General features: G+C 72.1%; 12 protein-coding genes. 7 read left to right on the top strand and 5 right to left on the bottom strand.

Annotation, left to right across the window (positions count from 1 at the left end):
* The first annotated feature begins 14 nt into the window (after window positions 1-14).
* A complete protein-coding gene (cysC, locus tag AB0C16_RS03390) occupies window positions 15-1,229 on the top strand; it encodes an adenylyl-sulfate kinase (RefSeq protein WP_357678394.1) in 1,215 nt (404 codons plus the stop codon).
* Window positions 1,230-1,239: 10 nt separating this feature from the next.
* On the opposite strand, the gene AB0C16_RS03385 is transcribed toward cysC, so the two are convergent.
* A complete protein-coding gene (locus AB0C16_RS03385) occupies window positions 1,240-2,298 on the bottom strand; it encodes a hypothetical protein (RefSeq protein WP_357678392.1) in 1,059 nt (352 codons plus the stop codon).
* A gap of 330 nt (window positions 2,299-2,628) precedes the next feature.
* Between AB0C16_RS03385 and AB0C16_RS03380 the strand changes: the two genes are divergently transcribed.
* The 6 genes from AB0C16_RS03380 to AB0C16_RS03355 are packed head-to-tail and all read left to right on the top strand — an operon-like array spanning window position 2,629 to window position 9,088.
* Window positions 2,629-3,939 carry a Wzz/FepE/Etk N-terminal domain-containing protein gene (locus tag AB0C16_RS03380; RefSeq protein WP_357678390.1) on the top strand — a complete coding sequence of 437 codons (1,311 nt, stop codon included), beginning with the start codon at window positions 2,629-2,631 and terminating at the stop codon, window positions 3,937-3,939.
* Window positions 3,936-5,204, top strand: coding sequence for a hypothetical protein (locus tag AB0C16_RS03375; protein WP_357678388.1), 1,269 nt, complete (start codon window positions 3,936-3,938; stop codon window positions 5,202-5,204). Before AB0C16_RS03380 ends, AB0C16_RS03375 begins: the two co-directional genes overlap by 4 nt.
* Entirely contained in the window at window positions 5,201-6,100 is a 900-nt protein-coding gene (locus tag AB0C16_RS03370; protein ID WP_357678386.1) for a hypothetical protein, read from the top strand. Before AB0C16_RS03375 ends, AB0C16_RS03370 begins: the two co-directional genes overlap by 4 nt.
* Entirely contained in the window at window positions 6,097-6,951 is an 855-nt protein-coding gene (locus tag AB0C16_RS03365; protein WP_357678384.1) for a sulfotransferase domain-containing protein, read from the top strand. The genes AB0C16_RS03370 and AB0C16_RS03365 overlap by 4 nt, the downstream gene beginning before the upstream one ends.
* Window positions 6,939-8,195, top strand: a complete 1,257-nt coding sequence (locus AB0C16_RS03360) for a polysaccharide biosynthesis C-terminal domain-containing protein (RefSeq protein ID WP_357678382.1) — start codon at window positions 6,939-6,941, stop codon at window positions 8,193-8,195. Before AB0C16_RS03365 ends, AB0C16_RS03360 begins: the two co-directional genes overlap by 13 nt.
* On the top strand, window positions 8,180-9,088 hold the full coding sequence (locus tag AB0C16_RS03355; protein ID WP_357678380.1) for a sulfotransferase: 909 nt from the start codon (window positions 8,180-8,182) through the stop codon (window positions 9,086-9,088). The genes AB0C16_RS03360 and AB0C16_RS03355 overlap by 16 nt, the downstream gene beginning before the upstream one ends.
* Here the strand turns inward: AB0C16_RS03355 and AB0C16_RS03350 are convergent.
* The 4 genes from AB0C16_RS03350 to cysN all read right to left on the bottom strand — a co-directional run bounded on the left by AB0C16_RS03350 (window position 9,078) and on the right by cysN (window position 13,202).
* Window positions 9,078-9,968 carry a WecB/TagA/CpsF family glycosyltransferase gene (locus AB0C16_RS03350; protein ID WP_357678378.1) on the bottom strand — a complete coding sequence of 297 codons (891 nt, stop codon included), beginning with the start codon at window positions 9,966-9,968 and terminating at the stop codon, window positions 9,078-9,080. The genes AB0C16_RS03355 and AB0C16_RS03350 overlap by 11 nt on opposite strands.
* On the bottom strand, window positions 9,965-10,864 hold the full coding sequence (locus tag AB0C16_RS03345; RefSeq protein ID WP_357678376.1) for a glycosyltransferase family 2 protein: 900 nt from the start codon (window positions 10,862-10,864) through the stop codon (window positions 9,965-9,967). Before AB0C16_RS03345 ends, AB0C16_RS03350 begins: the two co-directional genes overlap by 4 nt.
* A 23-nt stretch (window positions 10,865-10,887) precedes the next feature.
* A complete protein-coding gene (locus AB0C16_RS03340) occupies window positions 10,888-11,787 on the bottom strand; it encodes a sulfotransferase (RefSeq protein ID WP_357678374.1) in 900 nt (299 codons plus the stop codon).
* A 152-nt stretch (window positions 11,788-11,939) separates the two neighbouring features.
* Window positions 11,940-13,202, bottom strand: coding sequence for a sulfate adenylyltransferase subunit CysN (cysN, locus tag AB0C16_RS03335; RefSeq protein ID WP_357678372.1), 1,263 nt, complete (start codon window positions 13,200-13,202; stop codon window positions 11,940-11,942).
* Window positions 13,203-13,206 lie beyond the last annotated feature (4 nt).

Genomic DNA, 13,206 nt, shown 5'->3' with positions numbered 1-13,206 from the left:
CTGGGGATTCGAACGTGGAGCACACCCCCGACGCGCGCGAGCTGGCCGATCTCGAGCTGTTGCTGTCCGGGGCGTTCCAGCCCCTGACCGGGTTTCTCGGCCACGACGACCTCCACTCGGTCGCCGAGCGCGGCACCCTCGCCGACGGCACGCCCTGGCCGGCGCCGGTCACACTGCGCCTGCCCGCCGACGCCTCCCCCGGCGACGAGGTCACGCTGCTCGACCCCGAGGGCGTGCCGCTCGCCGTCCTTACCGTGACCGAGCACGAGCCCGACGGGCTGACCGCCGGTCCGGTCCGGAGCCTCGGCGCGCCGGAGCACGGCCCGTTCGCCCGGCTCCACCGCACTCCCGCCCAGGTGCGCGAGGCGCTCGGCGGCCGCCCGGCGCTGGTCGTCACGATGCGCGGGCCGCTCGACGACCTCACCGAGATCATCGCCACCGCCAAGGAGCTCGACGCGGTGATCGTGCTGCTCCCCCTGTCGTACGGCGAGCCGGGCCCGTCCGTGGTCAGGGCGGCGCTGCGGGCCAGAGACCATCTGCCCGAGGGCACCCTCGTCGTGCCGGTCCCGCTCGCGCCGCGCGAGGAGCCGGAGATCGACCTGGAGCTGCGCGAGCACGTCGCCACCGCCTACGGCGCGACCGAGCACCTGGCCGGGCCCGAGCCGGTGAGCATCCCCGGCCCGCCACACCGGCGCGGCCTCGTGGTGTTCTTCACCGGCCTGTCCGGCTCGGGCAAGTCGACGGTCGCCCGCGGCCTGCGCGACGCGCTGCTGGAGCTCGGCACCCGCACGGTCACCTATCTCGACGGCGACGTGGTGCGCGCCCTGCTGTCCAAGGGCCTGACGTTCTCCAAGGCCGACCGCGACCTCAACATCCGGCGCATCGGCTTCGTCGCCGCCGAGGCGGCTCGCCACGGCGGCCTGGCCATCTGCGCTCCCATCGCCCCCTACGAGGCCACCCGCGCGGAGGTGCGCGAGATGGTCGAGTCGGTCGGCGCCGACTTCCTGCTCGTGCACGTCTCGACCCCGCTGGAGGAGTGCGAGCGCCGCGACCGCAAGGGCCTGTACGCCAAGGCCCGCGCCGGGCTCATCCCCGAGTTCACCGGCATCTCCGACCCCTACGAGCAGCCGGACGACGCCGACCTGGTCATCGACACCACCCACCTGTCGATCGAGGCGGCGGTCGCCCAGGTGATGGGCGCGCTGCGGAGCGGCGGCTGGGTGCGCTGACCGGCGGAGGTCAGGGCAACGGCACCCGGGTCGAGCGGAAGTGCGGGTCCCGGGCGAGCGTGGCGAACGCCCTGCTGGTCATCGGCTCGGTGTCGAAACTGGTGTTGCCCCGCGGCGCCTGGGGTGAGTCGAAGTAGATCAGGGCCTTGATCTGCGGATAATGCCGGATCTGGGCGCGTACGGAATTGTAGAAGTCGCCCTTCGCCGCGCGGTCGTCAGCCCTTTCGAACACGCCCCACTCGGCGACCATGACCGGCTTGCCGGGAAAGCGCAGCTGCATCCACCGGTAGAAGCCGGGCCAGCGCGGGAAGTCGGGCCGGGTCTTGTTGACCAGGCCGGCGAAGTCGCGCACCTCGCTGTCGGCGTAGGGGTCCATCGCCACCCAGTCGACCACGTCGTCGCCCGGGTAGAGCTCCTCGAACCACGCCTTGGCCGCCCAGTTGGGGGCGCCCATGTAGGTCATGACCGTGACCGCGTTCTTCACGCCCTTCTCGCGCAGCCGGAGCACGACGTGGCGGAACATGGCCGCGTAGTCGGCCGCCTGCATGCCGGAGCCCTGGCCGGCGCGGACGTCGTTCTCCGGCTCGTGGTGAATCGTCAGGAAGAACCGCTCGGGGAACGTGCGCCGGATGTAGGCGGCCAGCCGGTCGATGCGGTGGTCGAGGGCCCCGCCGGCGATCTCCGCCCAGGTGCGGTCGAACGACGGCTTCCAGTTGATCAGCAACAGCCTCGGCCGGGCGGCGTCACGGGCCAGCCGGATCTCCCGCTCGGTGGGGAACAACTCGTTGGTCCGGTGATAGACGTGCACCACGTCGGCGTGGGTCCCCATCCGGTTCTCGGCGCTGCGCACGGCCTGGTCCACGGGCACGCCGGTGAAGATCTCGGGCGCCATGCCCCACCAGGCACCGCAGGACGGGATGAGCTTGTCGGTGACCGTGCAGGCGGCCCTGCCCTTCGACGGCTTGACCTCCACCGGGAACGCCGTGCCCTTGCGCGCGCCCTCTGATCCCGAACATCCGGTCAGCCCGGCGACGAGCCCCACGACCAGCCCGGCGACCAGCAGGACCATGCCTTTTCTCTTAGATATACGTGAAATGCCGTTTAGCATCTGGAGCCTCCGCCCCCTTTTCCCAGGACCCCCGCCCTGTCAATGCTGAACCATGCCATGCCGTTCCCATGACGTCAGCCGGTGCGGCTGTTCCCGCTGGTTGTCATGGGCTAAACCCGGCCCGACATTTCACCTGAATTCGCATTATCGACGGGCGAATCGCCGGGTTTACCGGAGAAAATCTTCCGTAATCAGCATGGGCGATATCTGCCCGGCCTATAGTGGGCGGGCGCCTCGACATGTGACGCTGAGTCGCCACACGATGACAACGCGCACACATCTGGGAGCCTCATGAGCCTGTCGCCGGACTTCCCGGCCCGCCGCTCCGGCACCGACCTCGGGGAGCACTTCGCCCTGCTGCGCAGGCGCTGGCAGCTCTTCCTGGGCTTCGTCCTGGCCGGAGGCACGGCGGGCCTGGCGCTGCTGTGGATCGTGCCGTCCGCCTACACCGCGACCACGCAGGTCCTGGTCACGGCCGTCGGCCCGCAGGAGCAGGGCAACCAGGTGACCAACCGGCAGCGCGAGCCGCTCAACCTCGACACCGAGGCGCAGATCGCGCAGTCCGCCCTGGTGACGGCCAAGGCGGCGGAGCTGCTGCACACCTCCGAGCCCGAGCCCGTCGAGGTGACCGTGCCGCCCAACTCGGCCGTGCTGTCGATCTCCGTGACCGCCCCCGGCCCGGCCACCGCGGCGACCCAGTCGCGGGCCTACGCCGAGGCCTACCTCGCCGTCCGCGCCGACGCCGCCCAGGCGGCCATCACGCTCCAGCAGAAGGCCATGCTGGCCAAGCTCAAGCAGGTCAACACCGACCTCGACACCGTGGTCAGAGAGCTCCCGACGCTGCCCGCCGGCACCGCCGAGCACACCCTCGCCCAGCACAGGCAGGGCGTGCTCAACCGGCAGGCCTACAACCTGACCATGAAGTACGACGCCCTGAAGACCCTCACGGTGACCCCCGGCTCGATCCTCAGCCAGGCCGTCCCACCGGAGGACCCGAGCTCCCCCAGCCTGCCGCTCTACCTGGGCACGGGGTTGATGCTGGGCCTGCTCGCCGGCACCGCGGCGGCGGTCTTCCGCGACCGGATCGACACGCGGCTGCGCACCGCCTGCGACGTCGAACGGCTGACCAGGCTGCCCGTCATCGCCGACCTGCCGGCCCGGCCCGACCAGGACATGCTGCACAACCTGGCCTCCACCGTGATCGCCGGCTGCCAGGGCAAGCGGCTCCTGATCAAGGCGGTGCCCAACGGGTTCGCGGGCCCGGCCGTGGCCGAGGCGCTCGCCGCCACCACGATGCTGACCGTGCTCGACGGCTCCGACGTGGGCGACCTGGCCCGAGCCGACGCCGCGGTGCTCGTCGTCGGGCTCGACCAGGTCACCTCGGCGGAGGCGACGGCCGCGATACGCCCCCTGGCCAGGCAGCACGTGCCGATCATCGGGGTCGTGACCGCCACCCGCGAGCCGGTGTTCTGCACCACCGTGACCGCCCGGTCGCGCACCTCCCTCGGCAAGCTCGTGGCCGGCGCCGAACTCGATCCCGGCATCGCGACCGAGACCACTCCCATGCAGGCGCTGCCGCATCCGCCGGGCAAACTGACGTGAGAGGGCCCGCCTGGCCCATCGCCGCGCTGCTCGTGGGCTATCCCGTGTGGTGGGCCCTGGGTTTCGGCGGGCTCGCGGTGATCGTGCTGGCGGTGCCGATGGCGGTCCTCCTCTGGCGGCGCAGGCCGATCAGGGTGCCGCGCGGGTTCGGGTTCTGGCTGCTGCTGCTCGCCGGCTACGGGCTGAGCGCGCTGATGCTGTCGGAGATGCCGCCCGACACCTACGGCGAGTTCGGCGCGGGCCGGGTCATCGGCTACCTGATGCGGCTCATGCTCTACGTGTCACTGCTGGTCACGGTGCTCTACCTGGGCAACCTGAGCGAGCGGGAGCTGCCGCAGCTACGGCTCGTGCGGATGCTCGGCGCGCTGTTCGTGACGACCGTGGCGGGCGGGCTGCTCGGCGTGTTCTTCCCGGGCTTCTCGTTCACCTCGCCGCTGGAGCTGGTGCTGCCCGACTGGATCGGCGGCAACTCGTTCGTCCAGAACCTGATCCACCCCACCACCGCGCAGACGCAGAAGGTGCTCGGCTACGCCTCCCCCCGCCCGGAGGCGCCGTTCGAATGGGCCAACGCCTGGGGCAGCAACGTGTCGGTGCTGCTGATCTGGTTCGTGGTCGGCTGGTGGGTCTACGGGGGCCGGCACCGCAAGGCCGTGGCGGTCGTGCTGATCGGCCTGGCCGCCATCCCGATCGTCTACTCCCTCAACCGGGGCCTGTGGATCGGGCTCGGGCTGGGCGCCCTCTACCTGGTCGTCAGGGTGGGCGGCCGGATGAGGGCCGCGGTGTGCGCCGCGGCCGTGACGGGGGCGCTGGTGTTCGCGCTCAGCCCCCTCGCCGCGCTGGTCGCCCAACGGCTGGACAACCCCCACTCCAACGACATCAGGGCCTTCACGGTGTCGGCGACGATCAACGCCGCCGGCCACTCGCCGCTGATCGGCTACGGCAACACCCGCAACGCGATGGGCAACCACCGCACGATCACCACGGGCAAGACGACGTGGTGCGGCGGCTGCGGCCACCCGCCGTTGGGCAGCGACGGGCAGCTCTGGCTGCTGATCATCACCCAGGGGTTCGCCGGCGCGGCCCTCTACGTGGCGTTCTTCGTCGGCGCGATCCGCCGCCACTGGAGCGACCGCAGCCCGATCGGGCTCGCGGGAGTGCTGGTGATGGCGCTCGTCCTGCTCTACATGTTCATCTACGACGGGTTCGTCACGCCGCTCATCCTCTACCTCGTCTCCTTCGCCCTCCTGTGGAGGAACACCTCGTGAACGACGCGAAGATCCGGCTGCGCTATCTCGGCGAGACCGTGCGGCTGCTCTATCCGGGCTCCGGCTCGCCGCTGGCCTACAGCGTGCTCCCGCACCGGCTGCTGCCGCGCCGCCTGGCGCCCCGCCGGTGGTGGCACACCGGCCGCAAGGTCGTGCTTCCCTCGGAGGGGTCGATCGCGGCCCACCTGAGCGAGGTGCTGGGCGCCCCGATCGAGACCGTGCTCCATGCACGTCCCGCCCGGCGGGCCAACCGCAAGCCGATCCTGGAGGCCCGCTCGGGCGGCGAGCGCCTGGCGTTCGTGAAGATCGGTGACACCTCGCGGACCCGCGAACTGGTCGCCAACGAGGCCGCCGCGCTGCGGAAGCTGGCCGACCACGCGCTCAAGACCGTGGTCACCCCGACCGTCCTGCACCACGGTCACTGGCGCGACCTGGCGGTGCTGGCGGTCTCTCCGCTGCCCGTCAGGCGCGGCCGGGTCCCGGCCGCGTTGCTCACCGCCGCGATCAAGGAGATCGCCGCGACCGGCGGCCCGGCGGGCGCCGCCTGGCACGGCGACCTGTCTCCGTGGAACATCTCCCCCTCCACCGACGGCCGGCTGCTCGTCTGGGACTGGGAGCGCTACGCGGTCGGCGTGCCCTACGGATTCGACGCCCTGCACCACCTGTTCCAGCGCGCGCTGCGCAGGATGGACCCGGCGACGGCCGCACGGGCCTGCCTCGCGCAGTCCGTCGGCGTGCTCGCGCCGCTCGGGCTGTCGGCCGCGCGGGCCCGGCTGACCGCGCTGCACTACCTCATCGCGCTGGCCGACCGGCACGCCGCCGACGGCCACGCCCCGCTCGGCTCCCCTGCCGTCTGGCTCAACCCGCTCCTCGACCATCAGGAGTTGCTCACGTGAAGGCCCTGAAGCAGTCGGTGCTGTCCGCGTCACGGACCGCCGGAAGGTTCACGTCAGCCGCGCGGCTCCTGCCGGCCTTCCTGATCATGGGGGCGCAGCGATGCGGCACCACCTCGCTCTACCGGGCGCTCGCGCAACACCCGCTGCTGCTCAAGCCGGTGCTCCACAAGGGCGTCCACTACTTCGACGTCGGCTACTCGCACCAGCTGTCCTGGTATCAGGCGCACTTCCCCCTGCGGGTGGGCGCCACGCTGCTCGCCGGTCGTCACGGCGCCCGGCCGCTGGCCTTCGAGTCGTCGCCCTACTACCTGTTCCATCCGCTGGCCGGTGAGCGCATCGCCGGCGACCTGCCCGGAGTGAAGCTGATCGTCCTGGTCCGCGACCCGGTCGAGCGGGCCTGCTCGGCCCACGCCCACGAGCTGGCCAGGGGGTTCGAGACCGAGTCGCACTTCGAGTACGCGGTCGAGCTGGAGGCCCAGCGGCTGGCCGGGGCCGACGACGCCCTGCGCGCGAGGCCCTACTCCGTCCACCACTCACACCGCCACCACGCCTACCTGGCGCGCGGGCGCTACGCCGAGCAGCTCGACCGGCTGGAGCCGCTGTTCGGGCGCGAGCGGATCCTGGTCCTCGACAGCCACCGGTTCTTCGCCGAGCCCGAGCACACCTACGATCGGGTGCTCGACTTCCTGGAGATGCCGCGGCTGGGCTATCCGATGTTCGAGCGGCACAACGGCCGGTCGCTGCCCAAGCCGCTCCCGGAGTCGGTACGACAGGCGCTGAGCGACCATTTCGAGGTGTATGACACGCAGTTGGTCCGGTGGCTGGGCGGTGACCCGTCGTGGCGTCGCTGACGGCGGTGGCGAGGGGTGGCCTCGCCGGGGTGACGGGGGCCACCACCAGCGCGCTGGCCCAGTTCCTGCTGGTCGTGGTCGTGACCCGGGCTTTCAGCGCCGAGCAGGCCGGTGCCTTCTTCACCGCCACGGCCCTGGTGCTGATGGCGGCCGGGGTGGCCAGGCTCGACGCGGGCAACGGTCTCGTGTACTTCATCGCCCGCGCCAGGGCCGACGAATACCTCGGCGTATCCGGATATATCCGGGCGGCCCTCCTCCCCAGCGTCATCGTCGCCCTGGTCGCGACCGTCGCCCTCTATCCCCGGCTCGGCCCCCTCGCCCTGGCGGTGCCGGTGATGGTCGCCGCGGACATCCTGCTGGCCGCCACCCGGGGCTTCGGCGCCATGCGCCCCACCGTGTTCCTCGACGGCATGCTGCTGCCCGCCGGCCAGCTCCTGCTGGTGTCCGCCACGGCCGTCGTCGCGGCTCCCGGCCGGCTGCCCGTCGCGTGGGCGCTGCCGTACCTTCCCGTGCTGGTGCTGGCCGCGACCAGCCTGCGCGGCCGCGTGCCCCGCACCCGCTACCTGCCGGGGACCGCCCGTGACCTGTGGCGCTACACGGCTCCCCGGTCGGTGGCGGGCGCCATCCAGGCGGTGTTCCAGCGGCTCGACATCGTGATCATCGCCCTGCTCGGAGGTCCCGCGCAGGCCGCCGTCTACACCGCGGCCACCCGCTTCAAGGTCGTCGGCCAGCTCGCCAACCAGGGCCTGGCACAGGCCGTGCAGCCACGCCTGGTCCGCGCGCTGGCCGACGGCGAGCTGGCCCGCGCCCGGGAGCTCTACCAGGTCACGACCGTCTGGCTGGTCATGCTGACCTGGCCGGTCTGGCTCGGATACGCCGCCCTGGCGCCGTGGCTGCTGCGCCTGTTCGGATCGGAGTACGGCTCCGCCGTGCCCGTGGCCCTGGTGCTGGCGGCCACGATGATGGTCGCGACCGCCTGCGGCATGGTCGACGTCGTCCTCACCGCCGCCGGGCACACCACGGCCAGCCTGCTCAACCTCGTGGCGGCCACCGCCATCACGATCGCGCTCGACGTCGCGCTGATCCCGGCCCACGGCGCGCTCGGCGCGGTGCTGGGCTGGTCGGGCGGCATGCTCGCGAAGAACCTGCTGCCGCTCTGGCAGCTCCACCACCGCTACGGCCTGCGCCCCTTCGGCCGCCACAGCCTCGGCGCCCTGCGGATCCGATCGTGGGCGGCGGCGTGACCGGGCCGCCCCCGATCCTGGTGACGGGCCTGCCCCGGAGCGGCACGAGCTGGACCGGCAAGATGCTGGCGGCCGGCGGCGAGGTCGTCTACGTCAACGAGCCGCTCAACCCCCAGCATCCGCCCGGCCGCTGCCCCGGTGTCCTGCGAGCCGAGGTCACACACCGCTTCCAGTACATCTGCGACGACAACACCTCCACCTGGCTGCCCGCCTTCCGCGACACCACCACGCTGCGCTACCGCTTCCTGCCCGAGCTCCGCGCCAACCACTCGCCATACGATCTCGCCCGTCTGGTCAAGTACGGCACCGCCTTCACCTGGGGCCGCCTGACCGGGCGGCGTGCCCTGCTCGACGACCCGTTCGCGGTGTTGTCGGCCGGCTGGTTCGCCTCCCGCCTCGGCTGCCGGGTGATCGTCCTGGAGCGTGACCCGGTGTCGTTCGTGGCCAGCTGGCAGCGGCTGGGCTGGACGGTCCACTTCCACGAGCTGCTCGAACAGCCCCTGCTCGTCCGCGACCACCCCGAGCTCCTGGAGCTGCGCGCCTTCGCCGGCTCCCAGGACCACGTCGCCAAGACCGCCGCGCTCTGGCGGGTGACCCACCGGATCCTCCGCCGCACCCCGGGCGTCCTGGTCACCGCCTACGAGGACCTGGCGCGTGACCCGGTGCCCGGCTTCCGGCGCCTGTACGACTACGCGGGCCTGACGTGGTCGAACACCGTGGAGCACCGCGTGGACCGGGCGTGCACGGGCACCGGGGCGACCGACCGGGGCTTTGCCTGGTCGGGCATGTCACGCACCGCCTTTCGCCCGATGAACTCACGTCAGGTCCTCGACAGAGCCACCCGCGGCCTCACCCCGGCACAGGTGTCACGGGTGCGCGAGCTCACCACCTGAGACGGCGCCGCCCGGCCCGGCGAAGGCACTCGGCCAGGCATCCGCCGAGCAGCCGCAGCGCGAACGGCAGGTCGTCCACCAGGTAGCGGCGGGCCAGCCGCCCCGGCTCGCTGACCAGCCGGAACGACCACTCCAGCCCTGAGCGCCGCATCCAGCCGGGCGCCCTGGGCACCGCGCCGGAGGCGAACGCGATGGCCGAGCCGCACCCGACGAACCAGGCGCCGGGCAGCCGCTCGCGCAGCCGTGCGACGAGCAGATCCTGCCTGGGGAAGCCGAGCCCGACGAACACCAGCCTGGGCCGGGCGGCCGTGACCCTGCGCAGCACGCGCTCGCGGCCGGAGCCGGTCTGGTCGAAGGAGTAGGGCGGCGACTCGACCCCGCAGACCTGCAGCCGGGGATAGCAGCCGGTGAGCTCGCGGGCCGCGGCGACGGCCACGCCGGGTGGCCCGCCCAGCAGGTAGATCGGCCAGCCCCGGCGGGCCGCCAGCTTGCTGAGCGACCAGATGAGGTCGGCCCCGGTGACGCGTTCGGGCAGCGGGGTGCCGAGCAGCCGCGACGCCCACACGAGCGGCATGCCGTCCGCCACGACCAGATCGGCGGAGTCGACCAGCTCTTTCAGGGCGGGGTCGCGGCCGGCCGACCGGCAGATGTCCACATTGGGGGTGACGATCCGGCCACCCCGTCCTGACTCCAGCTCGGCGGCGACGCGCTCGACCACCTGGGACTCGGTGAGCCGGTCGACCGTGATGCCGGCGACGGCCACCCGCGCCGCCGACAGGCCCGCCGGGGCCACGGGCGGCGTCTCGGTGGCGAGTGGTGACCGGGCGGACGCGAGCGGCGGGTCGGCAGAAGCCGACGCGATCTGTGGCGAGCTGGTCAAATGCCGTGCCCCCGGCCGTGCAGAAGGGCGAGGACGGCGGGCGCGGGGACGAGCCCGGTCGCCACGGCTAGCGCCAGCGGCACGCGGGGCTCACCGGCGCGGGCGGCGAAGGCGCGCACCGCCCACCGCCCGGTCTGCCTCCGGTGGCCGAGCGCGGCGTGGTGGAAGGCGAGCTGGCCATAGATCCGTGCCGCGCCGCGTGGGTCCACGGCCAGCTCGGGGTGCCGGGCGAGCATCCATTCGAGCCCGGCGATGCGGTCGGCCCAGCGGGTGACGTAATGGGAGGCCCCCCACCGGACGCGGACGAGCGGACGGTCGACGTTGGCGATCGGCCGCCGCTTGGCGGCGCGCAGGGCCAGGTCCCAGTCTTCGTTCTGGCCGCCGGGGGCGCTCTCGTCGACCCAGAGGGCGCCGCGCCGGAACAGGAACGTGGACGCGTGCACCATCACCATGCGGGAGCGGACCAGGTCGTCGCGGGTCACCGTGCTCGTCCCGGCCAGGCGCGGCACCCGGCGGCGGCCGTACTCGACCTCGATGCCGCAGCTGGCGAACTCGGCCCCGCAGCTCTCGAGCGCGTCCGTCTGGGCGGCGAGCTTGCCCGGCAGCCACATGTCGTCGTCGTCGCAGAACGCGACCAGCTCGGTGTCGCAGGCGGCGATGCCGGTGTTGCGGGCGCCCGGCAGCCCCGGGCTCAGGGTGTTGGGCAGAACCCGGATCCGGCCGGCGGCCAGGCCGGACACCTGCGCGGCGACCGCCTCCGGATCGACGCCGTCGGCCACGACGACCACGGAGGTCTCTCCGGGATGGTGCTGCCTCAACGCCCCCAGGATGGCGGCTCGAAGCTGCTGGGGGCGGTCGCCCCGGGTGGGGACCACCACGCCGACAGATGGGTGCATCGTGCTTCTTCCTGATCGGGGATTCACACCGCGACCCCGCGGTAGCCGTAGCGGGATCTGAGCGGCCAGGTGAGCGCGGCGACCAGCCTGCGGCGGGAGCCGGAGCGCCAGGTGTCGTCGAGGGCCAGCTCGACCCGGCCCACCGTGAAGCGCATCGGGTTGCCGGAGGCGGTGTGGGCCATGGTGAGGCAGGCGGTCGAGCCGGTGATGAAGGGCAACTCGGTCCGCAGGCCCAGGCGGCCCGCCAGGTCCGCCAGTGTGGCGCGCGGAGCGGCGAGCAGGTCCTCGTAGCGGATCCGCGTCACCGGGGCGCCGCGGCGGGCGAGCAGGTCGAGGGCGAGGTTCTGGGCCGTCCAGTGGAGCGCGGTGCGGCCGGAACCCCACCGGGTCATCGGGCGGCCGTCCTCGGGACGCTCGACGGTCTTGCGCCACGAATGGGCCACGGCCCGCGGATCCCGCACCACCTGGACGACGTGGAGATCGGCGCCGCCCGCCGCCAGGCAGTGGGCCAGGGAGGCGTGCTTGCTGGAGTCGATCACCACCCGGGCGTCGGCCACCTCGGCCGCGGCGTCGTAGACGCGGCGATAGGTCTCGACGTATTCGGCCAGGTCGGGGTGGCCGATGCGGAGCACCCTGCGCGTACGGTCGACGCGATGCCGCAGGGCCAGCACCCGCTCGGCCAGCGGGCCCGTCCAGCCGCCGAACGCCCGCTCGCCGACCTTGCGCCAGAACGGGCAGTCGGGGAACGGCTCGCCGCAGCCGCACGGCTCGCCGGCCAGCACGCCGCGAGCCCAGAGATGGGCCACCTCGCCGAGAGGCGCCACACCGGGCAGCTCACCGAGCAATCTTTCGAGCAGCGTGCTGCCGCTGCGGCCGAGGCCGCCCAGGAAGACCACCCGGACGGCGGGCGAAGGGTCGATCACAGGGGATGGGCCTTACTGAGATGAACACGGAACGTGGAGACTCTAGCGCGGAGAGTAATCACACGATCTGCGAACCATCTAAGGATCTACCTGGCGGCCCGGGAAACGCCGACGGCCCCCGGCGAGGCGGGGGCCGTCAGGGATGAACGGGGTCAGCGAACGTCGGTGATCATGCCCGCGCCGACCGTGCCGTTCGTGGCCTCGTCGACCAGGATGAAGCCGCCCGTGAGCCGGTTGCGCGCGTAGTCGTCGACGAACAACGGCTGGGTGACCCGGAGCGACACCCGACCGATCTCGTTGAGGCCCAGCGAGGTGGCCTCTTCGTCACGGTGGAGCGTGTTGACGTCGAGGCGGTAGTGGAGCTCACGCACCAGGGCGCGGGCCGTACGGGTGGTGTGCTTGATGGTGAGTTTGGAGCGCGGGGCCAGCTTGACGCTGTCGGCCATCCAGCAGACCATCGCCTCCAGCTCCTGGGCCACCTGCGGCTGGTTGTTGGGGCGGGCGATCATGTCGCCGCGGGAGATGTCGATGTCGTCCTCGAAGCGCAGCGTGACCGACATCGGGGGGAACGCCTCCTCCACCGGCCCGTCGAAGGTGTCGATCGTGGCGATCCGGGTGGCCAGGCCGGAGGGCAGGTGGACCACCTCGTCGCCGGGCTTCAGCACCCCGCCGGCGACCTGGCCCGCGTAGCCGCGATAGTCGTGGAAGGCGTGGTCGGTCGCCTTCTGCGGGCGGATCACGTACTGGACCGGGAAGCGGACGTCCACCAGGTTGCGGTCGGAGGCGATGTGCACGTTCTCCAGGTGGTGGAGCAGCGACGAGCCGTTGTACCACGGCATGTTCTCCGAGCGGGAGACCACGTTGTCGCCGTTGAGCGCGGAGATCGGGATGAACGTCAGGTCGCCGATGTTGAGCTTGGAGGCGAAGGCGGTGAACTCCTCGCGGATCTCCTCGAACCGTTCCTGGGAGTAGTCGACCAGGTCCATCTTGTTGACCGCGAGCACGAGGTGCGGGACCCGCAGCAGCGAGGTCAGGAAGGCATGGCGGCGCGACTGCTCCAGCACCCCCTTGCGGGCGTCGATGAGGATGATCGCCAGGTCGGCCGTGGAGGCGCCGGTGACCATGTTGCGGGTGTACTGGATGTGCCCCGGGGTGTCGGCGATGATGAACTTGCGGCGTGGCGTCGCGAAGTAGCGATAGGCCACGTCGATCGTGATGCCCTGCTCCCGTTCGGCCCGCAGGCCGTCGGTGAGCAGCGACAGGTCGGTGTATTCGGTGCCGCGGTCGCGCGAGGTGCGCTCGACCGCCTCCAGTTGGTCCTCGAAGATCGCCTTGGAGTCGAAGAGCAGGCGCCCGATCAGGGTGGACTTGCCGTCGTCGACGCTTCCCGCCGTGGCGAAACGCAGAATGTCCATCGGT

Source organism: Nonomuraea sp. NPDC048916, assembly GCF_040649575.1.
Taxonomy (GTDB): domain Bacteria; phylum Actinomycetota; class Actinomycetes; order Streptosporangiales; family Streptosporangiaceae; genus Nonomuraea.
Note: the sequence above shows the minus strand (reverse complement) of the source record. Positions and strands in the feature narration are given on the sequence as shown.

Coding starts and splice junctions, on each gene's coding strand:
- AB0C16_RS03345 (WP_357678376.1), bottom strand. CDS start 10,864: ATGCACCCATCTGTCGGCGTGGTGGTCCCCACCCGGGGCGACCGCCCC.
- cysN (WP_357678372.1), bottom strand. CDS start 13,202: ATGGACATTCTGCGTTTCGCCACGGCGGGAAGCGTCGACGACGGCAAG.
- AB0C16_RS03385 (WP_357678392.1), bottom strand. CDS start 2,298: ATGGTCCTGCTGGTCGCCGGGCTGGTCGTGGGGCTCGTCGCCGGGCTG.
- AB0C16_RS03380 (WP_357678390.1), top strand. CDS start 2,629: ATGAGCCTGTCGCCGGACTTCCCGGCCCGCCGCTCCGGCACCGACCTC.